The organism is Micromonospora sp. NPDC000668 (assembly GCF_042897975.1).
Lineage (GTDB): Bacteria > Actinomycetota > Actinomycetes > Mycobacteriales > Micromonosporaceae > Micromonospora.
In genome coordinates this window covers 1,311,685-1,332,789 of the sequence record NZ_JBIAYP010000002.1, presented here as the reverse complement: position 1 = coordinate 1,332,789, position 21,105 = coordinate 1,311,685, and the positions used below count along the sequence as shown (strand labels likewise).

Sequence of the window (21,105 nt, the reverse complement as noted above, 5' to 3'; positions counted from 1 at the left end):
TCGGGGTACTGCCGTACTATGTGCCGGGTTCGCCGACCGCCGATCACGTGCCCACCCCCGACCGCAATTCGGCCACCCCGCTGCCCCGATTCTTCGCCCGTCCCAGCGGATGATTCACTCTGTCGGTCCAGGCACGGGTCGAGTTCATATCGTGAGGAATCGACGCATGGCAGAAATCACTGGGGATCAGCGCGTCCAGTCCGAGGTTCTGGAGGGCCTGGCAACCGCTGTCAACCACCGCCGCTGGTTCGTCGAACTGGCGGTGCCGTACCTCGGTGACGACCCGATCGAGATCGGTAGCGGTCTCGGTGACTACGCGCTGGAATGGTCAGAGCGGCTGCCCCGGTTCACCGCCACGGAGGCCGATCCGGACCGACTGGTGCAGCTCAAGGAGCGCCTCGCCGACCGGCCTGGCATCGATGTCCGGCAGATGCTGCTGCCGCACGACGACCGGGGCGACTACAGCGCGGCGGTCTCGTACAACGTGCTTGAGCACATCGAGGACCACGTGGGCGCGCTACGCAGCATGCGCGACCTGGTCCGGCCCGGCGGCGCAGTGATCATCATCGTGCCGGCGTTCCAGTTCGCGATGAGCCCGGCCGACATCGCCACCGGCCACGTACGCCGCTACACGAAGAAGACGCTCGGGGCGGCGATGACCGAGGCCGGCCTGACCATCGAGAAGATCCACTACGCCAACGCGCTGGGCCTGCTCGGCTACTTCATGGCCACCAAGGTCTTCCGGCTGATGCCGAAGGAAGGCCCGATGGTGAAGGTGTACGACACCGTCGTACTCCCCGCCACCAAGGCCGCCGAGCAGCGCATCCGCCCTCCATTCGGCCAGTCCGTCTTCGCCGTGGCCCGCGTCCCCGCCTGATCCCCGCTCCTCCGCCCCCCCGTGACCTTGCACTTCCTGCCGCACGTACGCCCTCTTTGTCGGGCATGCAGGGGCAGCAAGTGCAAGATCGCGGGGGAGAGGGTCAGTCCTTGATCTGGTAGGTGGGGCGGATCACCGCTCGGGCGAGGGTGTGGAACGTGAGGTTGAAGCCGACGTAGGCGGGAGTGGCGTCGGGGGTCAGGTCCAGGTGGTCGACGTCCAGGGCGTGCACCGCGAAGACGTACCGGTGCGGGCGGTCACCGGCCGGCGGGGCCGCCCCGCCGTAGCCCTGCGCGCCGTAGTCGTTGCGGACCGAGAACGCCCCACCCAGGTCGGTGCCCGCCGCGCCACCCGCGCCGCGGGGCAGCTGCGTGACGTCGACCGGCACGTTTACCAGCACCCAGTGCCAGAAGCCGCTGCCGGTCGGCGCGTCGGGGTCGTAGCAGGTCACGGTGAAGCTCTTCGTCTCGGCAGGGAAGTCCGACCACGTCAGCTGCGGGGAGACGTTGTCACCGCCGGTGCTGCCGTGTGCGTGCCGAGCATCCATCGGCTCGCCGTTCTGCACGTCGTCGCTGGTCAGGGTGAACGAGGGCACCGTCGGCAGCAGCTCGTACGGGTCCGGGGCGATCGGTCGTTCCAGGGTCATTGTGAGCGCGTCCTTCCGGTGTACGGAGATTCCTGCCCCTTCATACCCCGTCTCGGGCCGCCCGACGACCGGAAGTACCGGGTGTCCGAGATCCCACCGTTCGCACTAACGTTGTCACCCTGCAACGTTCCACGGGGGGAATTCTTGGCAAGCATCTGGCGCGATTTCCTGGTCGCCGTCTTCAGCGCACCGCGGAAGCGGGACGAGCAGGCGGTCGCCGAGGAGCGCCGGCGCGCGATCGAGCGGCTGGCCGACGAGACGATCCGGGAGAACCGGCGGGCCACCGACCCGCCGGAGTGACGGCAGCAGAGGGTGCGGGCGGCCGGCCCGAGATCCATCCTCGACGCCCACCGGCCAGCAGCGAACCCCAAACGCCGCGAGCGCCGCGCGGCGGACGATGAAGATCCCGCCGGCCGGTTCCTGCCCGGCCTGGCCGCTCTCGGCCTGCTCACCGCGTTCCTCGTCGTCCTTGTCAGCTACGAGGCGGTGTCCAGGCGCAGGCGAGGCTCCGATGACCCGAACGAGAGCGCCTGAGGGCCGGCGGCGAGCGGCTCGCTGGGCACCAGGAGTGGATCACGGCCGCTACGCTGTGCCGCACCACGACAGGGGGTGGATCGGTGATACCTCGGCTGCGGCACGTCGCGATGGTGCTGCTCGGCGCCGTGCTGCTGGGCACGGTCGGCCTGAGCGTCGGCTCCTGGTACGGCGGCCGCGGCACCGCACCGCTCAGCATCGAGCAGGCTCAGACCATGGTGGCAGAGCTGCTCCCCGGAACCGAGCCGGCCAGCTCGTCGTTCGGCATCGGCTACCGGGCCGGCATCGTCCTGGCTAAGGACGATTTCGGTTCGGCTCACGCGGAGTTCCACTACGACTCCAGCGCCGACTGTGCGCTCTCCGACCAGCTGCGGCGCAACGCGGCATCGCTGGGGTGGCAGGGCCTGCGTCGCGTGCCGGGCACCCCGTGCGACGGCTTGCGGGCCGAGCGGGACGGGGTGGCGATCACGCTCACCCACCGGGCGACCGGTCCGATGCTGAGGATCGCGCCGGCCGCACCGGACGGGTTCCTCGCCGCCACGCTCACCGGCACCCTCCTCGGCGCCGCCGCCGGTGCGGCGCTGTTCTGGCTGGTGGCGCGGCTACGTCCGCCCGTACCCCGGCTGGTCGGCACCCTGATGACGGTCTCCCTGCTCCCGGGCGTCGCCCTCACCTGGCCGGACCTGTTCACGGACGGTCTCGCCGAGCCGGTGTGGCCCGTCTGGCGGGCCTTCGCTCCCCTGCTGGTGCCGCTGTGGCTCGTGCTCCTGCTGGTGGTATTGGTCGTCTACGCGAGGCGACGGAACCCGACCGCCCCCGCCGTCGATGCGAGCGCCGCCGCGCCGGAAACCAGCCCGACCGCCAGCAGTGGCGGCTGACCGGCTGCAGGCCGCCCGTCGAGTCGGGCGTGCTTGCTGGTTACGGGAGCGGAGGGTGTGGGATTCGAACCCACGAAGAGGTTGCCCCCTTACCGGTTTTCAAGACCAGCGCCATCGGCCACTAGGCGAACCCTCCCAGGCCGCTACCCGCAGGTGCGCGGCCATGCCTAGTCTGCCATGGCACCCGACCGGCGGCCCGGCGTCCCTCCCCGGTCGGGCGGATCCGGGCGGTCCGGAAAGCGCCCGCCGCGTCCACAGTGGCCTCCACCACGAGCGGGGTGCGCCTGCGGCCCACTGCGGCATCGGGTAAGACTGAGCCCATGCGAGCCATCACCGTTCCGCAGCCCGGTGGACCCGACGCACTCGTCTGGGCCGAGGTCCCCGATCCCGAGCCCGGCCCGGACGAGGTGATCGTGGACGTACGGGCCAGCGGGGTCAACCGCGCGGACCTGCTACAGCGGCAGGGGCACTACCCGCCGCCGCCGGGCGCGCCCGAATACCTCGGGCTGGAGTGCTCCGGGGTGATCACCGCGACCGGCGCGGAGGTGATCGAGTGGGCCGTCGGTCAGCAGGTCTGCGCGCTGCTGGCCGGCGGCGGGTACGCCGAGAAGGTCGCGGTACCCGCCGGGCAGCTGCTGCCGGTGCCCGCCGGCGTCGACCTGGTCGACGCCGCCGCGCTGCCCGAGGTGGCCTGCACGGTCTGGTCGAACGTGGTCCGGCTGGGCCGGCTCGGCTCGGGTGACACGCTGCTGGTGCAGGGCGGTGGCAGCGGGATCGGCACCTTCGCCATCCAGCTCGGGGCCGCCCTCGGTGCCACGGTCGTGGCCACGGCTCGGGGGGCCAAGCACCCGCAGCTAGTTGAACTGGGCGCGGCGCACACGATCGACTACCGCGACCAGGACTTCGTCGAGGAGGTCCGGCAACTCACCGACGGCCACGGCGCCGACGTCATCCTGGACATCATGGGCGCCTCCTACCTGGGCCGCAACGTCGCGGCGTTGGCCACCGGTGGCCGGCTGGTGGTGATCGGGCTACAGGGTGGCCGCAAGGCGGAACTGGACCTCGGCGCGCTGCTGACCAAGCGGGCCAGCGTCGCGGCGACCTCGCTGCGCACCCGGCCACTGGCCGAGAAGGCGGAGATCGTCCGGGGCGTACGGGACGAGGTGTGGCCGTTGATCGAGGCTGGCAAGATCCGGCCGGTGGTGGACCGGCGCCTGCCGATGACCGACGCGGCGGACGCACACCGGCTGGTCGAGTCGAGCGACCACTTCGGCAAGGTGCTGCTCACCATCGGGTGACGCCGGTCCTCCGGAGGGGGCGTCCCGGGCGCGGACAGCGTCAGGCGGCTGGTACGCCGGCCCCGGGGACGGCGTCAGGCGGATGTGTCGGCCGCTGCCCCGGGCAGCATCAGACGGGCGCCGGGGCCCTCGCCGGCCAGGGCGTCACCCGGGTTGTAGAGCGCGCAGCGCTGCAGCGACAGGCAGCCGCAGCCGATACAACCGTCCAGGTCGTCGCGGAGCTTGCTGAGCAGCCGGATCTTCTCGTCCAGCCGACCCCGCCAGCTGGCGGAGAGCCGCGCCCAGTCCTGAGGGCTGGGAGTGCGCGCGTTGGGCAGCGAGTCCAGCGCTGCGCGGATCTCGTCCAGCGAGACGCCGACCTGCTGGGAGATCCGGATGAAGGCGACCCGCCGCAGCTCGGCGCGCGCGTACCGGCGTTGGTTGCCACCGGTACGGTCGGCGCGGATCAGACCGAGCCGTTCGTAGTAGCGCAGCGCCGACGGCGCCACGCCGGAGCGAACCGACAGCTCGCCGATCGTCAGGGAGTCCTGCATCACCGGGTCCTTAGTTGAAGTGCACTTCAACTAAGAGGCTATCCGGCTCGCCCGAGGACCGCCGTCAGCGGGTGGACGCGACGGGACGACGGCGGGCGCGTTCCCGGCCGAGGATCCAGATCGCCTCGACGCCGTCCTTCCAGGTGATCTTCTTGCCCTCTTCCCGGCCACGTGCCCGGTAGCTGATCGGCACCTCGTACGGCCGGATCCGGCGGCGCAGCAGCTTGCCGGTCACCTCGGCCTCCATGCCGAAGCCGCGCGAGCGCACCTCAAGCGACCGGTACAGCGCCACCGGCATCAGCTTGAAGCAGGTCTCCAGGTCGCCGATGTACGAGTTGAACAGCACGTTCGCTGCCATCGTGACGCCCTTGTTGCCCATCACGTACCAGAAGCTGTAGGCGCTGTGGCTGCCGAAGGTGCGATTGCCGTAGACCACCGTGGCCCGCCCGTCGAGCACCGGGTCGAGCAGCTTGGGGATGTCCTGCGGGTCGTACTCCAGATCGGCGTCGAGGATGACCATGTAGTCGCCCTCGGCGCTGTCGACCGCCGTCTTGATGGCCGCACCCTTACCGGCGTTGCGCTGGTGGGTGATGACCCGCAGGCGTGCGTCGTCGGCGCGACCGAGGATCTCGCCGGTGCCGTCCCGACTGCCGTCGTCGACCACGACCAGCTCGATCTCGCACGGATAGTCCACCGCCAATGCCTGCTTGAGGGCATCCGCGATGCGTTCTTCCTCGTTGTAGACCGGCATGAGGATCGAGAGCTTCACGGGAATCTCCACGGTGGCGACAACACGTCGGGCATAGCCTAGCCTGGCTGGTCAGCCTGACGCGTGCCGCCACCGTCGGACGGCCGGCGTGGCGGGTCCAGCGGCATGGTGTTTACTTCCCGCCATGTCGGCTGCCGGCTCTCTGCTCGCGGTGGTGCCAGCCGCCGCGGTGCTCCTGCTCACCGTCGCGACGAGGCCGGGCGGGGTCGGCGCGGTGGCACCGCTACGGCTCGCCGTGCTGCGCGCCGCCCTGCTCACAGGCGCGTACGCGGTGCTCGTCGTCGAGTTGCTCGGCGCGCTGCACGCGCTGACCCGGCCAGCGTTCGTCGCCGCCTGGCTGCTCTTCCTGGCCGCCGCGGCGACGGCAGCCGGACTGCGGCGACGCCGGATGACCCAGCTCGCGCAGCCGCCGGCTGCGGCACCCCGTCAGGTGCCGGTCAGCGCCGGGGTACCCGCCGGCGGTCTGGAGGCACCCGCCCCGGTCACGGAGGGCGGTGAGGCCGGGCGCGGCCCCGCGCCGGTCCGGGTCGATCGGCCCGCCGGCCTGCTCGCCACGGCGATCGACGCCTGGCGTACGGCGGGTCGCGGCGAGCGGCTGCTCGCCGGCGCGATCGGCGGGCTGGTGCTGGTGGAGCTGCTGGTCGCACTGCTGGCCGAGCCGAACAACTTCGACTCGCAGACGTACCACCTGCCCAAGGTGGAGCACTGGGTGGCCCAGGGCGACCTGGACTTCTGGCCCACCGCCATCCACCGGCAGGTGACCATCCCGCCCGGGGCCGAGTATCTGCTGCTGCACCTGCGCCTACTCACCGGTGGGGACCAGCTGTACAACCTGGTGCAGTGGGCGGCCGGGGTGGTCTGCCTGCTGGTGGCCGCCCGGATCACCGCGCAGCTCGGCGGCGGCCGACGAGCCCAGTTGATCACCGCGTTCGTGCTGGCCAGCACGCCCATGGTGGTGCTACAGGCGACGAGCACGCAGACCGACCTGGTCTGCGCGGCGTGGGTGGCCTGCGCCGCGACCCTGGTGCTGGACGGGCTGCGCCGGCGCACCGGCTGGGGCACCCTGCTGGGGCTGGGCGCGGCCACCGGGCTGACCGCGGTGACCAAGACCAGCGGCCTGGTCGCGGTCGGCCCGCTGCTGGTGCTCTGGGGGTTGGCCCAGCTGCGACTGGCCCTGACCGACACCGCCACACCGACCGATACGACAGCGGCCGACGCGGCACCCGGTGGGGTGCGGCGGGCCCGGCCGGCTGGCGGGGTGGCCCGCACGGTCGGCGCTTCGGTGCTGATCCTGCTGGTCGCGGCCGTGGTGGTCGGCCCGTTCCTGGCCCGGGTGACGGCCGAGTTCGGGCACCCGCTGGGGCCGCCCCGACTGCGTGAGTCGATTCCGATGGAACGGCACGATCCGCCGTCGATCCTGGTCAACGCGCTGCGGATCGGGCACACGGCGTTCGACACGCCGCTGGCACCGCTACGCCACGCTGGCGCCGAGGCGATCATCGGCGGCGCGGAGGCGATCGGGGTCGACCCGCAGGACCGGGCCATCACCTTCGGCCGGGAGGTTTTTCCCGAGCCCGCCTGGTACCCGGACGAGGACCGGGTGGCGTTCCCGATCGCCGGGGCGCTGGCGCTGACCGGCGCGGCGGTCGCGCTCGCCCGGCCGCGCCGGATCGACCCCGCGCAGGCCGGGCCGCTGCGCGGGTACGCGGTGGTGGTGCTGGCCACCGTGCTGCTGCACACCTCGATGATCAAGTGGCAGCCGTGGGGCAACCGGCTGCTCCTCTACGCCCTGGTCCTCGCCGTACCGCTGGCCGGGCTCTGGCTGGACGCGCTCTTCCGCCGCCACTCCGTCGCGGCAGCCGGCACGCCGGGCACTGCGGTCGGTACGCCGGGCACCGCAGCCGGTACGGCTGGCGCGGCCCGGGCCGGGATGACTGGCGGCGGGCGTCGGTCGGTGGCCACGTTGGCGGCGGTCACCGTGCTGGCCACCTCGGCGCTGGCCGGGGTGCTGGCGCTGTCGTACGGCTTCCCGCGCCGGCTGGTCGGTGCGGGCTCGGTCTTCACCACCTCGGACTGGGACACCCGGTTCCTGCGTCGCCCCCAGTGGGCCGACGAGTTCCGCTGGGCCGCGGCATCGGTCCGCGACAGCGGTGCGCACCGGATCGGGCTGGTGCAGCAGAACGACAACTGGGAGTACCCGTGGTGGCTGCTGCTGCGGCAGCCGGATGGACGCTCACCGGAGTTGGTGGCGTTGCAGTCCGTGCTGCCGGAACGACCGCCGGCCGACCCCACCTCGGTGGAGGCGATCGTCTGCACCGGCAGCCAGCCTGCGTGCGCCAAGCTGGTGCCGGCCGGCTGGCGGCTGGAGTTCCGCGGTTACGTCGGCTACGCGCTGCCGCCCGGTCGCTGACCAGACGGACCGACATCGACCGCCCGTCGAGGACAGCACCAGACCGGGTTGGCAGCCCTCCGACCGCTCGCAGAACCGCCCGGATCGTCCGATCCGGGCGGTTCTGCATCCGTCGCGTAAGGATCCGAAGGGTATTCACATCCGTTGATCGGCACGTTACCTTCTGGTAACTCAATCGACGTCCCGCGATTGAGCCGAAAGGAGTGCGTCGATGCCTGCAACCCCCGCCAGGCCCGAACGCGCGGCCCGACGACGGGCCCTCACCGTCGCCGTCGCCGTCGCCGCTCTCGTCCTGCCGATGCTCGCCGGCCCGGCCGCCCCCGCGGCCGCCGCCGACCGGCCGACCGTCCAGCCTCTCCCCGCCAACCTCGAGTCCATCCGAGCCGCCGAGGCGACCGCCCTCTACGGCAGCCCGGCGATCCGCCCGATCGAACAACGCCGCACCGCGCAGATCACCATGGGTGACAGCCAGATCTCCGGTGAGGGGGTCGGCAACTACATACCCGGCACCCACCAGGACGGCAACTGGTGCGACCGCTCGTACGACCAGGCGGTGTTCCGCACCGGCATCCAGTCGGACGCGAGGTACAACATTGCCTGCTCCGGTGCCACTCCGTGGAACCTGATCGCCGGCGGCCCCACCCAGCACAACGAGCTGAACCAGGGCGACTACCTGGGGATCAAGGCGCGCAACACGCACGTGAAGCTGATCTGGGTGGTGGTCGGCGCGAACGGCGACGGGACAATCCAGTTCGGCCCGGTCGCCACCGACTGCGCGGTCAGCAGGGTCTTCCTCCAGGGCTCCTGCTACGCCACCTACACCGACCAGTGGACGATCCGCACCGACGGCAGCCGCCGAGCGGTGGCCGACGCCCTCACCGACATCCGGCAGACCATGACCAAGGCCGGCTACCTGCGCTCGGACTACGAGCTGGTGCTCATGTCATACCCCAGCCCGGCCAGCCCGGACGTGGAGGACAACCCGAACTTCCCCGGCTGGTACGCCGGCGGCTGCCTGCTCTACCTGGCCGACGCCGCGTTCGCCCGGAACAAGGCGGTGCCGTTGTTCGAGTCGGCGCTGCGAGCGGCGGCCGCCCAGACCGGCACCCGCTACCTGGACGCCAGCCGGCTCTTCCACGGCCACGAGGTGTGCACCGACAACACCTCGGTCCGCGGCCTCCACATCGAGATCGGGGTGTGGAACGAGAACGCCGCCCGGCAGTCGTTCCACCCCAACGCGCGCGGGCACGGCATGTTCGCCCAGTGCATCACCCAGTTCTGGAACTCCGGGCAGCAACAGGCGACCTGCGTCGACCCGGCCAGCACCGGCAGCGGCGTGCTCTACTCCGGCCTGCTGCAGTTCAAGCAGTTGCGCAACCTGGCCACCAACACCTGCATCGATGGCAAGGGCTACGACTCCCGCAACGGCACCGCCCAGCAGTCGTACGGCTGCCACGGCGGGCGCAACCAGGGCTTCTGGTACGACTCGACCAAGCGGTCACTGCACTCGGAGCTCTCCCACGACCGGTGCCTCGACGTCGCCAGCGGATCGATGACCGCCGGTACTGCGGTCAACATCTACAACTGCAACGGCAGCGCCGCCCAGCAGTTCGCCTTCGCCGGCAACCAGCTCAAGCCGGCCAGCGCCAGCAACCTCTGCGTGGCGTTCGACAGCCCGTCGTCGGGCACCCCCCGGCTGCGGTTGGCCACCTGCTCCACCAGCACCCGACAGCAGTGGTCGTTCGAGGCCCGGACCGCCGCCAACCCGGTCGGCTACGGTCACGACGACTTCATCGGCTCCCGCGTCTACTGACCAGCCGCTGAAAGGAAGGGCCCCTTGTCAACGCCCGGCGCTGACAAGGGGCCCTTCCATCACTTGGCGCGGGGGATGAGGATCAGCCGGGCCACGCCCTTGTCGCCGTCCTTCGCGCCGGCAACGCCGAGCGTCGTGCCGACCTTGACCTCGCTCGGCTGCACCGTGGTGCGCCGCTCGACGACCCGCAGGTCGTCACCGAAAGTCCAGGTCATGGTGAAGCCGTCGGTGGACTTCACGGTCATCGAGTCGCCGTCGATCGCGGTCACCTCGCCGCGCTGCACGGCCACGGTGCGCGTACCGCCTTCCTTGGTCTGCACCACCGCCTCGCCGTGCAGGGTGTTCTTCCGCAGCAGCACCCGGGCCTGCCGGCGCTTGCGCCACTCCTCGCCGCGCTTCTGCCGCGCCTTCTCAGCAGTACTGGGGGAGGCGCCGGGCGTCGGGGTGGCCGGTGCGGCGACGGTCTGCACGTCCAGGTCGTTGGCGTCGAAGCCCATCGCGGCCAGTGCCTGACCCTCCACACCCATGGCCGCGGCCACCTCGACGGCCGCCTCCCGGGCGGGTTGGCTGGCCACCTCCGCCGCGCCGCAGCCGCTGACACCGAGCGCGACCGCCGCGAGCAACGACGTGGTGGCGACGAATCCCCAACGTGGCATGACTCTCCCTCTCGTCCGTGGAGACCTCAGCCTGCCCCGCGACCACGAGCGGAGCGTCAGGCCGATGTTCGGGTCCGGTAAGGATCTCCGGGCAGTCGGACCGTGAAGGCCGCGCCACCCTCCGGCGCGTGCCCCGCGACGATCTCCCCGCCGAGCCGGCGGACCAGCCCGGCGGCCAGCGCCAGCCCCAGACCGCTGCCCACCTTGCGCACCCCTCGGTACCGCTGGTGCAGCGCACCCCGCTCGAACGCCACCGCCAGGTCGTCGTCGGTGAAGCCGGGTCCGCCGTCGCGGACCTCCAGCACGCCGCCGGCGGCCGGGTCCGCGCCGGCCGGCCGGACCGCGAGCACCACCGGCGCTCCCGGGGGTACGACCCGCAGCGCGTTCTCCAGCAGCCCGTCCACCACCTGCCGGATCCGCCCCGGATCGGTGTACGCGGGCACCGGCCCGCCCGGCGTCTCCACCCGGAACGGCACCCCCACCGCCGCGCACCGGCCCGACCAGGTCGGCTCGGCGTCGACGGCCAGCCGGGCAAGGTCCACCGGCACCGGTTCCAGCGGGAAATCGGCGGCCTCCAGCCGGGCCAGCGCCAGCAGATCGCCGATCAACCGGTCCAGGTGCTGGGCCTCAGCCAGCACCGTCCGGCCGGTGTCGGCCGTGCCCTCCGCGCCGATCACCCCGTCGGCCAGCGCCTCGGCGTACCCCCGGATCGCGGTCAACGGGGTGCGCAGCTCGTGCGAGACGGAGAGCAGGAACTCCCGCTGCCGTCCCTCGCTGGTGGCCAGCGCGGCGGCCAACCCGTTCAACGCCTCGGCCAGATCGGCGACCTCGTCCGGCGACTCGACCGGTACCCGGACGGCGCGGTCCCCGGCGCGCAGCCGAGCGGCGGCGGTGGCCGCGACGCGGATCGGCCGGGCCAACCGTCGGGCCAGCAGCAGCCCGGCCACCACGCCAGCGGCGAGCCCGGCCAGCAACGGCAACCAGAGGCTGAGCAGCACCTGCCGCCACAGCCCGGTCGTCGAGGCGCGGGAGAGCACCACCCCGTTGCCGCCGGGCAGCGCGCGGCCCTCGACCAGCGCGCGTCGGCCGTTCACCGGGCGGCGAACCGACACGTTGCGGCCCTGCTCGATCCGCTGCACCACCCGGGGCGGCAGGCCCGGTCGGTCGACCGTCCCCCGCCGGATCAGGTACGCGTCGATGCCCTGGTTACGCAGTTGCTGGATGAGGCGCTCCTCGTCGGCGCTGCGGCCCCGGTCCAGCCGTGTCCGCAGCACCTCGGCGGCGAGCCGGGCCTGCGCAGCGAGCGCCTCCTGATCGCGTCGCTCCGCGCCCCGGATCGCCAGCGGCACCGCGACGATGGCGGTGACCAGCACGGACACCAGTGCCACCGCACAGGTGACCAGGACCGCCCGGGCGGTCAGCGTCCGGCCGAGCCGGCTGCGCCGAGGTGCGGCCGGCGGGCGAACGTCGACCACCGGCAGCGCCACTGTCGGCGATTCCGGGTGCGCTGCGGGCTGCTGCCGGCCGGGATGGTCAGGCATCGACCGCGTACCCCACTCCCCGGTGGGTCCGGATCACGCTGGCCGGGCCGAGCTTCGCCCGTACCTGCGCGACGTGCACGTCGACGGTGCGGGTGCCGGCGTGTGCGGCGTACCCCCAGACCCCGGCCAGCAGCTCCTCCCGGGTGAAGACCCGGCCGGGCCGGGCCATCAGGTGAGCCAGCAGGTCGAACTCGGTGGAGGTGAGCTGCACCGGGGCACCGGCGGCGGTGACCGTCCGGCGGGCCGGGTCGAGGGTCACCGGGCCGACGACGCGTGGCCGGTCCGCTCCCTCCGGGCCGCCGGCCGAGCGGCGCAGCACCGCGCGCACCCGGGCGACCAACTCCCGAGGGCTGAACGGCTTGGTGACGTAGTCGTCGGCGCCCAACTCCAGGCCGACGATCCGGTCCACCTCGTCGTCGCGTGCGGTGAGGAAGATGACCGGAGTCCAGTCGCCGGCCTCGCGCAACCGGCGGCAGACCTCGGTGCCCGGCAGGCCGGGCAGGGCGATGTCCAGGACGCAGGCCACCGGGCGCAGCCGGCGGGCGGCGCTCAAGCCGCCCTCGCCGTCCCGCTCCAGGTGGACGCCGAACCCGTCGCGGGTCAGGTAGAGCCGGACCAGGTCAGCGATGGCCGGCTCGTCCTCCACCACGAGGACGAGCCCGCGGTGCGGCGGTTCGACGGTCACCGGCCCATGATTGCCGACCCGATGGGCTCAGCGCGATCGGTGCGTGTTCGAGTTCGGTAAAGGCGACGCAAGGCCCGTCGCGGGCCTGGGGACCGGCGGGGCGTCAGCGCGCCACGACGGGGCGGAAGACACTGGGCCGCGCGGTGGCCGCCGCGTCGCCGATGGTGGCGACGATCCGCTCGCGGGGAGTCCGCAGGCGGGTGCGGAAGGCGTGGTTGAGCAGTGCGTCGAGCTGCCACACCCGCTTCGGGTGGGTGGTATGGATCAGGAATCGCTCCCGGATCCCGTCGATCGCGGTGGCGGCCAACTCGACCGAGTGCAGCCGCGGGTCCGGGCTCCAGGTGACGTTGCTCAGCTCGCGTAGCTCGGTGTTGAGGTGCAGACGCAGCCGGTGCAGCAGCCGGGTCTGCTGGGTCACCACCAGCCGGCGGTGGGTGAGCAGCAGAAGATAGTCGCCGGTGACCGGGCGGTCGGGGCGGCTGCAACGGGTGACCAGGATGGTGGCGTCACCGGAGCCGACGCAGCGCCGGAAGACCGGCATGTGCCGGCTCAGGGTCTGCACGGCCAGGCCAGCCTCAGCGGCGGCCGGGAGGAACGTTCGGGAGAAGACGTCCATGACCTGCCCAACGACCTCCCCGGTGAGAGTGACGTGGGTCACGGCTGATTTTTGGAACTTCCACGTTCCGGGTCGCACTGGCTGTCCGACATCGGGCCGGCCCGGGTACGGCGACCGCCCCGAAGGTGGGACTGCCGGCCTCCGTCAGCGGGTCGGCGGCCGCGTGCTGAGCCGTTGGAGAATCCTGGGCAGCTCTCGGAAGAGCCTCGACCGCGACCAGCTCGGCTGGAGCCGGGGCGGCTGCCGGAGATCGAGGTAGTTGCTGTCGATGTTGATCCGCACCCCGCCCCAGGTCTCGTGGTGGTCGCCCTGGTACTGCTTCATCCGCTGGCCGGGCATCCAGTACGACGCCGGCAGGGCGCTGTCCGACACCGTCTGGACGCCGTCCCAGCGGGCAAAGTCGATCATGTCAGGGCGGGCGTGCCCCGGCCGCTGGTAAGCCGCAACCTGATCCGGCAACCCCGCCGAGGCGACATTCGTGTAGAAGCCGGAGTAGAACTTCTGCTCGTGCAGCCGGGTGGTCCACGCGCTCACGAAGGAGTTGACCGCCTCGGTGCAGGCGGCGTTCCCGGCCGGGTAGCGCTCCATGTCGAGCGTGATCGTGCTGCCAAGGGACAGACCGAGGCTGCGGGCGTTGCGGACGGCGTCGTCAGCCGCCTCACGGCCCTGAACAGCAGCCCGGGCCGGATCGATCTTCCGCTGGTACGTCGAGCAGGGTGCCTGCAGGCCGACGTAGAGCGGGAAGATCCGCCAGCCCGCCGCCTGCTGGGTCGCCACCCAACCCGGGGTCAGGTTGGGCTGGGCACAGCCCCGGTTGACGCCGCCGATGTAGATGCCGACCGCTCGGTACGGCGACTGCAGCCACGCCTTCATGGCCGCGTTCGACGGGGCGGCGCAGGTGTCGAAGCCCAGCCCGGTGAAGGTCCCCGGCTGTGGCCCGTCGTAGGCGGCAGCGGCCCGCGCCGGTCGAGCGGTGCCGGTCAGCGCGGCACCCACGGCGAGCACCACGACCGCCAGCACGGCGAGAACACGGTGGGTGCCACGAGGCGGGCCGAACCGAGGAAGGCTGATGGTCACGTGTCTCCCGATCTGATGTGGACGGTCTGCGGGCCGGCGCCAAATCCTGCCCGCTCGGCCGACCGCCTGTCCAGAGCGGTACCCGGATGAACGGACGCCAGGACGGCCGGCACAGCCTCAGACCGGATCGGATTCCAGCAGCTCCTCCAACCAGCCAGGGACCGCGTCGGCGTACTCGGCGCGGGCCGGGTCGGGGGTGTCCAGGGCGCGCCGCCAGGAGAGCGACCGGCTCACCGCGCCCACGCTGACCGCGAGGCCGGCGGCCTCGACCAGGGTCCGGCGGTCGTACCGGTCGGTCCACGCCTCCAGATAGGCGTCGCGCAGCCGGGCCAGCCGGGCGTCGTCGGCCGACAGTTCGGTGGCGTACCGGACGGAGCGCAGGGTCACCAGCAGCGTGCCGAACGGGTGCGCCACCGAGGCGTCGCCCCAGTCGAAGTAGCGGTACCCGGCCGGGCCGGCGAAGACGTTGCCGTCGTGCAGGTCGTCGTGCTGCACGGTGGCCGGGATGCCGAAGTCGGCGAGCCGGCGACACCGCTCCGCGTACGCCGGCAACTCCGCCCGCAGTCGCTCGTACGTCTCCCGGCTGAGCCCGCCCTCGCCGCCGATCCGCAGCGACTCGCGATCGTCGAGCAGCTCGGCGAGCAGCCCCGGCAGGACCTCGGGGCGGTGATCCGGAACGCCGAGCGCGATCAGCTCGTCGGCCCGGGGCACGGTGGCCAGTTGAAGCGCCGCATACCCGGGCAGCGCCCGCTCCCAGTGCGCCAGGTCCCGGTCCCGGCCCAGCACGTCGCGCAGCGACTCTCCGCCGTCCGGCAGCAGCGACCAGCCCTGGTCGGGGTCCACCGCGATCGGCGCCAGCACCCGCTCGGGCGCCAGCCGGGCCAGCTCCGCGATCAGGACCGCCTCGTGCGCCGTACCCGGGTTGTTGGCCTTGAACCAGACCGGCCCGCCGTCGGTGGGCACCCGCCAGACCAGCGACCACGGCCGCAGCCGAGGCTCCACCGGACCGGTCACCCGCCGGTCGGCCCGGCTCAGCTGCCCGTCGACCCAGGACCGCGCCCGCACCTGCCACTGCTCGCCGGACCAGTCGGGCGCGTGCTTGTCGGCTGTCGTCGTCACGGTGCGCACCCTAGGCGGCCCAGCCGGACCGCGGCGAGACGTTTTCCCGGAAGCCTTCCCGGGAGCGGGTGTCAGAGCAGCTCGACGATGGTGGCGTTGGCCATGCCGCCGCCCTCGCACATGGTCTGCAGGCCGTAGCGGATCCCGTTGTCCCGCATGTGCTGGAGCATCGTGGTCATGATCCGGGCGCCGGAGCCACCGAGCGGATGACCGAGGGCGATAGCCCCGCCGCGCGGGTTGAGCCGCTCCGGGTCCGCCTCGGTCTCCGCCAGCCAGGCCAGCGGCACCGGGGCGAACGCCTCGTTCACCTCGTACACCCCGATCTCCTCAATGCCCAGCCCCGCGCGGCGCAGCGCCTTCGCGGTCGCTGGGATCGGCGCGGTGAGCATGGTGACCGGGTCGTCGGCGGCGACCACGGCGGTGTGGATCCGGGCCAGCGGGCGCAGGCCGTGCCGGCTGGCCCACTCGCCGGTGGTGACCGCGAGCGCCGCGGCGCCGTCGGAGATCTGGGACGCGGACCCGGCGGTCACCACCCCGTCGGCACGGAACGGGGTGGCCAGCTCGCCGAGCTTTTCCAGGGAGGTGTCCCGGCGGATGCCCTCGTCGGCGGCGAACTTGCCGCCGTCACCGAGCGGCACCGGCGCCAGCTCCGGGTCGAAGGCGCCAGCGTCCTGCGCGGCGGCTGCCTTCTCGTGGCTGGCCAGCGCGAACTCGTCCAGCTGGGTACGCGAGAAGCGCCACCGGCGGGCGATCAGCTCGGCCCCGACCCCCTGGTTGAACGGCAGCGGCGCGTCGTCGGCGAAGCCCTCCACGCCTCGGTAGCGGTCCCGGAGCTGGTCGCTGAACGGCATGCCGCCCGCCACGCTGGAGCCCATCGGCACCCGGGTCATCGACTCCACCCCGCCAGCGACCACCAGATCGGCCTGGCCGGAGAGGACCGTCGCGGCGGCGAAGTGCAGCGCCTGCTGGCTGGAGCCGCACTGCCGGTCCAGCGTGGTGCCGGGGACCGTCTCGGGCCAGCCGGCGGCGAGCACGCCGTTGCGGGCGATGTTCCACGACTGCTCGCCGACCTGGGAGACACAGCCCCAGAAGACGTCGTCGACCTGCGTCGGGTCGAGGCCGGTGCGCTCGGCGAGGGCGCGCAGCACGTGCGCCGAGAGGTCGACCGGGTGGACACCGGCGAGGCTGCCCTTGCGCCGACCGACCGGGGTGCGTACCGCGCCGACGATGACCGCGTCACTCATGTTTACTCCCCGGTAACCTGGGCTGCCCCGATCCTACGTCGTCCGTGGACCGGCCGTCCCTCCCCGGTCCCGTCCGCCCCGTCCGTGCCGACTCGGCGGCCCGGGCCGACGCGGTCCCAGCGGTCGACGCTGGCATGCTGATCGGATGGATGCCGAAGCTCCCCTGATCCGGCAGTGGCGGGTGCCGACGAACGTGCCGCTGGCGAAACTGGCCGGCGCGGTCGTGCTCGTGGCGCTCGGCCTGCTCTTCGCCGAGGGCGACCCGGTGCAGCTGACGGTGATCGGGCTGGTCGCCGCCGGGCTGGCCGGCTGGGCACTGCGCGACCTGCTGGCGCCGGTCCGACTCGCGGTCGACCCGGCCGGCGTGGTCGTCACCCAGGGCTTCGCCGGCCGTCGCCTGCTGCCCTGGGCCACGGTCGAGCGGATCACCGTGGACCGCCGACCCCGGCTCGGGCTGACCACCGAACATCTGGAGATCGACGCCGGGGAGTCGCTGCACCTGTTCAGCCGGTACGACCTGGGGGCCGCCCCGGACGACGTGGCCGAGGCGCTCCAGGCCGCCCGGCCGACGTGACCGCCCGGCGCGGCGGCTGACCCGAGCGGTCAGCCGGCGAGCAGTTGCGCGGTCCGGAACAGGACCAGACCGAGCAGGATCAGCAGGATGACCGCGCCGCCGCCGGCCTGCACCAAGGTGCGTCGGCCACGCGGTGCGTACGCGAGCACCAGGGCCATCGCCCCACCGACCACCAGGCCACCCAGGTGCCCGGGGATCGAGATGCCCGGCACGGTCAACGTGAACACCAGGTTGATCACCAGGATCGGGATCACCTGGGAGATGTCCCGGCCCATCTTGCGCTCGATGATGATCAGCGCGGCGAAGAGGCCGAAGACGGCGGTGGACGCGCCGGCGGTGGCCGAGTTCTGGGCGCTGAACAGGTAGGCGGCGACGTTACCGCCGAGGCCCGCGATCAGGTAGAGCGCGCCGAAGCGCAGCGGCCCGAGATTGGCCTCCAGCGACCGGCCGAGCACCCACAGAGCCCACATGTTGAGTAGCAGGTGGATCACGCCGTAGTGCAGGAACATCGCGGTGACCAGGCGGTACCACTGGCCATCGGCGACCCCACCGAGCGTGCCGTCGGGGAAGACCGCCAGCCCGAGCACCGAACCCCAGTTGGTCAGCGGCGTGCTGCCGCCCATCAGGCCGCCGAAGCCGGAGCCGCCCACCGCCGCGTCCCCACCCCGGTCGGAGGCGATGGAGAGCAGCATGAGCAGCACGTTCAGCGCGATCAGCGCCTTGGTGACGTAGCCGTGCCGGCCGGCGGCACCGCCACCGAAGGCGGTACGCGCCGGCCGGACGCTGCGACGTCCCTCGTTGACGCACTCCGGGCACTGGTGCCCGACGGACGCCTCCCGCATGCAGTCCGGGCAGATCGGCCGGTCGCAGCGGGTGCACCGGATGTAGGTCTCCCGGCCGGGGTGCCGGTAGCAGACCGGGGCGGTCGGCGGCGACTCGCTCACCGGGCCAACCCTCCGTCTGCCACCGCGCGGTCCACCGGCGCCAGCCGGTGGGGTGCTCCGGAGCGCTCAATCATGCGAGCAAAGGTACCTCGCCGGCCGATCAGGCAGCAGACCGCTCGATCTCGACCCGCTCGATGACGACGTCCTGAAGCGGACGGTCGCTCGGGCCGGTCGGGGTGCTCGCGATCGAGTCGACGACCTTCACCGACTCCTCGTCGGCGACCTGGCCGAAGATGGTGTGCCGGTTGTTGAGGTGCGGCGTCGGGGACACGGTGATGAAGAACTGCGAACCGTTGGTGCCCGGTCCGGCGTTCGCCATCGCCAGCAGGTACGGCCGGTCGAAGCGCAGCTCCGGGTGGAACTCGTCGGCAAACTTGTAGCCCGGTCCACCCCGGCCGGTGCCGGTCGGGTCGCCCATCTGGACCATGAAACCGCTGATCACCCGGTGCGAGATGGTCCCGTCGTAGTACGGACCGCTGCCCGGCTGACCGGTGCGCGGGTCGGTGTACTCCCGGTTGCCCTCGGCCAGGTCGATGAAGTTGCGGACCGTCTTCGGAGCGTGGTTCGGGAAGAGCTCCAGCCGGATCGGGCCAGCGTTGGTGTGCAAGGTGGCGTAGACAGCCTCGGCCACGGGTACTCCTCACTCGTTGGTCAGTTCCATGCGGATCCTCCCATGTGCCCGATCTGGCATCGCGGAGGCATCCGAAGGTGGAGGATGACGAAGGAACAACTCCCAGGAGGTAGGACCGTGTTTGGAATCGGGCGGCGTAAGTCCCAGGGGCAGCTGGCCAAGGCCGAGCTGAACCAGAGCATCGGCCACCTGGTGCAGGCAGCCAACCACGCCGCGAGGGGCGCTGGCGCGACGGTCGGACCGCGCGTCCAGGTGGCCCGGGGCTACGTCGGGCCGGCCGCGGCGAAGGTGCGCGACCGCGCGTCGACCGGCTGGGGGACCACACTCACCACGCTGGCACCGCTGGCCGCGGCGGCCCGTGACGGCGCCGCGCAGGCAGGGCCGATGACCAGGAAGGCCAGGTCGAAGAACATGCGGATTACCGGCAAGAAGAAGCAGCCGCGCCGTCGCGGCTCCATGATGACCGGCCTGCTGGCAGCAGGTGCCATCGCCGGCCTGGCCGGCGCGGTCGCCCTGCGCCGCCGTCGGGAGCAGCAGGAGTGGGCCGAGTACGACCCGGCGCGCACCCTGGAGCCGATGCGCGACGAGGTGGGCTCGATCGAGGTGCAGACCCCGTCGGCCGGCACCAAGGGGACCGACGGTTCCACCATGGCCGGGATGACCGGCGCCAGCAGTTCGGCCGTGGCCGGCAGCGGCAGCGCCAGCACCACCGGGGCGGCCAAGCCGGGCAGCGTCCGGCCGACCGACAAGGTCCCCGCCGTCGCCGAGGGTGCCAAGGACGTCTCCGGGCGCCCGGCCGACGACCTCACCAAGGCGCTGGGCAAGGACACCGCCCGCACCAACGGGCGCCGCTGACCGCAACGGTCAGGGAAAAGCGCCGGCGAGGCGGGGAGCACCCCGCACCGCCGGCGCTTCCGCGTCCGGGGGTGGTCCGGCGCCGCCGGGCCGGCCGGTCAGAGCCAGCCGTTGCGGCGGAACCAGCGGTAGAGGGCCAGGGAGACGCCGAGCATGAGGGCGAGTACGACGGGATAGCCGTACGTCATCTTCAGCTCGGGCATGTTGTCGAAGTTCATCCCGTATATCCCGGCGATGGCGGTCCACACCGCGGCGATGCCGGCCCAGGCGGCGATCTTGCGCATGTCGTTGTTCTGGTCGACGGTGACCTGCGCCAGTCGCGCCTGCAGGATCGAGTTCAGCAGGTCGTCATACGAGTTGACCTGCTCGACCGTGCGGCTCAGGTGATCCTGCACGTCCCGGAAGTAGCGCCGGATCTCCTTGGGCACGTCCCGGTTGACCTGGGAAGTCAGGGTCATCAGCGGTCGCTGCAGCGGGCCCACCGCCCGCTTGAACTCCACCAGTTCGCGCTTCATCTGGTAGATCCGCTGGATCCGGCCCCTGCCGTTGCGGTCGAAGACCTCGGCCTCCAGCACGTCCAGGTCGTCCTCGAGCTGGTCGGCGACCTCCAGGTAGAGGTCGACCACCCGGTCGGTCACCCCGTACGCCACCGCCCACGGGCCGTGGAGCAGCAACTCCTGCTTGGTCTCCAGGTCGGCACGGACCGGGGAGAGCCGGCAGGCGTCCCCGTGCCGGACGCTGATCAGGAAGTGCGGGCCGATGAAGAGCATCACCTGGCCGGTCTCCACGACCTCGGAGTTCTCGGTCAGCTCAGCGTGCTCGCAGTACCGGGCGGTGCGCAGCACCAGGAAGCTGACGTCGCCGAACCGCTCCAGCTTGGGGCGCTGCTCGGCCTTCACCGCGTCCTCGACGGCAAGCTCGTGCAGACCGTAGGTCTCCGCGATGGCGGTCATCTCGGACAGCTCGGGCTGGTGCAGCCCGATCCAGACGAAGCCGTGCTCCTCGCGGCGCGCCGCGGCCAGGGCATCCGCGTACGTCCAGTCGCCGGGTTGCCGCTTGCCGTCGATGTAGAGCGCGCAGTCGACCACGCCGCTACGACCGCTGCCGGTGGGGCTGGGCACGGGCGGCGAGCCGTCGGCGTTGAGGATCCGGGTCATCGCCCGGACCGGAGACGGCCACGCCCGGGGTCGTAGCACCCGGCCGGTGTTCAACGGCGCTCGGCCCCGCTCTTCCCGATCCGTCATCGCGTCACCTCCCCGCGCTCAGCTGCGGCTTGCAGGCTACGCCGGTTGCCGCGGAGAGCACGGGTGACGGCGGTCGCATGGGGGGTGGCGCCGGGCGGGCCGGGCCGCATCGGGGGGTGCGGGGACGACACGGCCCACCCGGCGCCGGTGGGGGCGGGGGT

22 protein-coding genes and 1 tRNA gene are annotated in these 21,105 nt (G+C 72.2%); 9 read left to right on the top strand and 14 right to left on the bottom strand.

Annotated elements, in window-relative coordinates; translation table 11 throughout:
- Window positions 1-166: 166 nt before the first annotated feature.
- Complete coding sequence (locus ACFY29_RS15805; protein ID WP_386986454.1) at window positions 167-877, top strand: class I SAM-dependent methyltransferase; 711 nt, start codon at window positions 167-169, stop codon at window positions 875-877.
- A 103-nt stretch (window positions 878-980) separates the two neighbouring features.
- On the opposite strand, the gene ACFY29_RS15800 is transcribed toward ACFY29_RS15805, so the two are convergent.
- Window positions 981-1,523: a YbhB/YbcL family Raf kinase inhibitor-like protein gene (locus ACFY29_RS15800; RefSeq protein WP_386986452.1), complete on the bottom strand. Its 543-nt coding sequence runs from the start codon at window positions 1,521-1,523 to the stop codon at window positions 981-983.
- Between the two features lie 144 nt (window positions 1,524-1,667).
- Between ACFY29_RS15800 and ACFY29_RS15795 the strand changes: the two genes are divergently transcribed.
- The 3 genes from ACFY29_RS15795 to ACFY29_RS15785 all read left to right on the top strand — a co-directional run bounded on the left by ACFY29_RS15795 (window position 1,668) and on the right by ACFY29_RS15785 (window position 2,935).
- Window positions 1,668-1,823, top strand: coding sequence for a hypothetical protein (locus ACFY29_RS15795; RefSeq protein WP_328421767.1), 156 nt, complete (start codon window positions 1,668-1,670; stop codon window positions 1,821-1,823).
- 12 nt (window positions 1,824-1,835) lie between these two features.
- Entirely contained in the window at window positions 1,836-2,057 is a 222-nt protein-coding gene (locus tag ACFY29_RS15790; RefSeq protein WP_386986449.1) for a hypothetical protein, read from the top strand.
- An 83-nt stretch (window positions 2,058-2,140) separates the two neighbouring features.
- Complete coding sequence (locus ACFY29_RS15785) at window positions 2,141-2,935, top strand: hypothetical protein (RefSeq protein ID WP_386986446.1); 795 nt, start codon at window positions 2,141-2,143, stop codon at window positions 2,933-2,935.
- A 49-nt stretch (window positions 2,936-2,984) separates the two neighbouring features.
- Here the strand turns inward: ACFY29_RS15785 and ACFY29_RS15780 are convergent.
- Window positions 2,985-3,071 (bottom strand) — tRNA-Ser (locus ACFY29_RS15780).
- A 184-nt stretch (window positions 3,072-3,255) separates the two neighbouring features.
- Here ACFY29_RS15780 and ACFY29_RS15775 point away from each other — a divergent pair.
- Window positions 3,256-4,233, top strand: coding sequence for an NAD(P)H-quinone oxidoreductase (locus ACFY29_RS15775; protein WP_386986442.1), 978 nt, complete (start codon window positions 3,256-3,258; stop codon window positions 4,231-4,233).
- A gap of 74 nt (window positions 4,234-4,307) precedes the next feature.
- Here the strand turns inward: ACFY29_RS15775 and soxR are convergent, their stop codons facing one another.
- Both soxR and ACFY29_RS15765 read right to left on the bottom strand, forming a co-directional pair.
- Entirely contained in the window at window positions 4,308-4,766 is a 459-nt protein-coding gene (gene soxR / locus ACFY29_RS15770; protein WP_328421775.1) for a redox-sensitive transcriptional activator SoxR, read from the bottom strand.
- Between the two features lie 64 nt (window positions 4,767-4,830).
- Complete coding sequence (locus ACFY29_RS15765; RefSeq protein ID WP_355613772.1) at window positions 4,831-5,535, bottom strand: glycosyltransferase family 2 protein; 705 nt, start codon at window positions 5,533-5,535, stop codon at window positions 4,831-4,833.
- A 124-nt stretch (window positions 5,536-5,659) separates the two neighbouring features.
- Between ACFY29_RS15765 and ACFY29_RS15760 the strand changes: the two genes are divergently transcribed.
- Together ACFY29_RS15760 and ACFY29_RS15755 are read left to right on the top strand one after the other, a co-directional pair.
- Window positions 5,660-7,945: a glycosyltransferase family 39 protein gene (locus ACFY29_RS15760; protein ID WP_386986438.1), complete on the top strand. Its 2,286-nt coding sequence runs from the start codon at window positions 5,660-5,662 to the stop codon at window positions 7,943-7,945.
- A 211-nt stretch (window positions 7,946-8,156) separates the two neighbouring features.
- The gene (locus ACFY29_RS15755) at window positions 8,157-9,758 is read left to right on the top strand and encodes a ricin-type beta-trefoil lectin domain protein (RefSeq protein ID WP_386986435.1); all 1,602 of its coding nucleotides are present in this window, start codon (window positions 8,157-8,159) and stop codon (window positions 9,756-9,758) included.
- A 59-nt stretch (window positions 9,759-9,817) separates the two neighbouring features.
- Here the strand turns inward: ACFY29_RS15755 and ACFY29_RS15750 are convergent, their stop codons facing one another.
- From ACFY29_RS15750 to ACFY29_RS15720, 7 genes are all read right to left on the bottom strand, one after another.
- On the bottom strand, window positions 9,818-10,414 hold the full coding sequence (locus tag ACFY29_RS15750; RefSeq protein ID WP_386986432.1) for a hypothetical protein: 597 nt from the start codon (window positions 10,412-10,414) through the stop codon (window positions 9,818-9,820).
- Window positions 10,415-10,470: 56 nt separating this feature from the next.
- Window positions 10,471-11,955: a sensor histidine kinase gene (locus ACFY29_RS15745; protein WP_386986430.1), complete on the bottom strand. Its 1,485-nt coding sequence runs from the start codon at window positions 11,953-11,955 to the stop codon at window positions 10,471-10,473.
- On the bottom strand, window positions 11,948-12,640 hold the full coding sequence (locus ACFY29_RS15740) for a response regulator transcription factor (protein ID WP_328421787.1): 693 nt from the start codon (window positions 12,638-12,640) through the stop codon (window positions 11,948-11,950). The genes ACFY29_RS15745 and ACFY29_RS15740 overlap by 8 nt, the downstream gene beginning before the upstream one ends.
- A gap of 103 nt (window positions 12,641-12,743) precedes the next feature.
- Window positions 12,744-13,256 (bottom strand): hypothetical protein, encoded by a 513-nt coding sequence (locus ACFY29_RS15735; protein ID WP_355613809.1) that lies wholly within the window; start codon window positions 13,254-13,256, stop codon window positions 12,744-12,746.
- 144 nt (window positions 13,257-13,400) lie between these two features.
- Window positions 13,401-14,333: a DUF1906 domain-containing protein gene (locus ACFY29_RS15730; RefSeq protein WP_386986427.1), complete on the bottom strand. Its 933-nt coding sequence runs from the start codon at window positions 14,331-14,333 to the stop codon at window positions 13,401-13,403.
- A 117-nt stretch (window positions 14,334-14,450) separates the two neighbouring features.
- Complete coding sequence (locus ACFY29_RS15725) at window positions 14,451-15,452, bottom strand: aminoglycoside phosphotransferase family protein (RefSeq protein ID WP_386986424.1); 1,002 nt, start codon at window positions 15,450-15,452, stop codon at window positions 14,451-14,453.
- A gap of 71 nt (window positions 15,453-15,523) precedes the next feature.
- Window positions 15,524-16,696 carry an acetyl-CoA C-acyltransferase gene (locus tag ACFY29_RS15720; RefSeq protein ID WP_328421793.1) on the bottom strand — a complete coding sequence of 391 codons (1,173 nt, stop codon included), beginning with the start codon at window positions 16,694-16,696 and terminating at the stop codon, window positions 15,524-15,526.
- 145 nt (window positions 16,697-16,841) lie between these two features.
- On the opposite strand from ACFY29_RS15720, the gene ACFY29_RS15715 reads away from it, so the two are divergent.
- A complete protein-coding gene (locus ACFY29_RS15715) occupies window positions 16,842-17,270 on the top strand; it encodes a PH domain-containing protein (RefSeq protein ID WP_386986420.1) in 429 nt (142 codons plus the stop codon).
- A gap of 29 nt (window positions 17,271-17,299) precedes the next feature.
- On the opposite strand, the gene ACFY29_RS15710 is transcribed toward ACFY29_RS15715, so the two are convergent.
- Entirely contained in the window at window positions 17,300-18,214 is a 915-nt protein-coding gene (locus ACFY29_RS15710; protein WP_355613788.1) for a rhomboid family intramembrane serine protease, read from the bottom strand.
- Window positions 18,215-18,314: 100 nt separating this feature from the next.
- Complete coding sequence (locus ACFY29_RS15705; protein ID WP_386986416.1) at window positions 18,315-18,845, bottom strand: peptidylprolyl isomerase; 531 nt, start codon at window positions 18,843-18,845, stop codon at window positions 18,315-18,317.
- A gap of 84 nt (window positions 18,846-18,929) precedes the next feature.
- Here ACFY29_RS15705 and ACFY29_RS15700 point away from each other — a divergent pair, with 84 nt between their 5' ends.
- Complete coding sequence (locus tag ACFY29_RS15700) at window positions 18,930-19,700, top strand: hypothetical protein (RefSeq protein ID WP_386986413.1); 771 nt, start codon at window positions 18,930-18,932, stop codon at window positions 19,698-19,700.
- A gap of 98 nt (window positions 19,701-19,798) precedes the next feature.
- Here ACFY29_RS15700 and corA read toward each other — a convergent pair whose 3' ends face one another.
- Window positions 19,799-20,944 carry a magnesium/cobalt transporter CorA gene (corA, locus tag ACFY29_RS15695; protein ID WP_355613792.1) on the bottom strand — a complete coding sequence of 382 codons (1,146 nt, stop codon included), beginning with the start codon at window positions 20,942-20,944 and terminating at the stop codon, window positions 19,799-19,801.
- Window positions 20,945-21,105 lie beyond the last annotated feature (161 nt).

Coding starts and splice junctions, on each gene's coding strand:
- ACFY29_RS15755 (WP_386986435.1), top strand. CDS start 8,157: ATGCCTGCAACCCCCGCCAGGCCCGAACGCGCGGCCCGACGACGGGCC.
- soxR (WP_328421775.1), bottom strand. CDS start 4,766: ATGCAGGACTCCCTGACGATCGGCGAGCTGTCGGTTCGCTCCGGCGTG.
- ACFY29_RS15800 (WP_386986452.1), bottom strand. CDS start 1,523: ATGACCCTGGAACGACCGATCGCCCCGGACCCGTACGAGCTGCTGCCG.
- ACFY29_RS15720 (WP_328421793.1), bottom strand. CDS start 16,696: ATGAGTGACGCGGTCATCGTCGGCGCGGTACGCACCCCGGTCGGTCGG.
- ACFY29_RS15715 (WP_386986420.1), top strand. CDS start 16,842: ATGGATGCCGAAGCTCCCCTGATCCGGCAGTGGCGGGTGCCGACGAAC.
- ACFY29_RS15735 (WP_355613809.1), bottom strand. CDS start 13,256: ATGGACGTCTTCTCCCGAACGTTCCTCCCGGCCGCCGCTGAGGCTGGC.
- ACFY29_RS15775 (WP_386986442.1), top strand. CDS start 3,256: ATGCGAGCCATCACCGTTCCGCAGCCCGGTGGACCCGACGCACTCGTC.
- ACFY29_RS15700 (WP_386986413.1), top strand. CDS start 18,930: ATGACGAAGGAACAACTCCCAGGAGGTAGGACCGTGTTTGGAATCGGG.
- ACFY29_RS15805 (WP_386986454.1), top strand. CDS start 167: ATGGCAGAAATCACTGGGGATCAGCGCGTCCAGTCCGAGGTTCTGGAG.
- ACFY29_RS15750 (WP_386986432.1), bottom strand. CDS start 10,414: ATGCCACGTTGGGGATTCGTCGCCACCACGTCGTTGCTCGCGGCGGTC.
- ACFY29_RS15745 (WP_386986430.1), bottom strand. CDS start 11,955: ATGCCTGACCATCCCGGCCGGCAGCAGCCCGCAGCGCACCCGGAATCG.
- ACFY29_RS15760 (WP_386986438.1), top strand. CDS start 5,660: ATGTCGGCTGCCGGCTCTCTGCTCGCGGTGGTGCCAGCCGCCGCGGTG.
- corA (WP_355613792.1), bottom strand. CDS start 20,944: ATGACGGATCGGGAAGAGCGGGGCCGAGCGCCGTTGAACACCGGCCGG.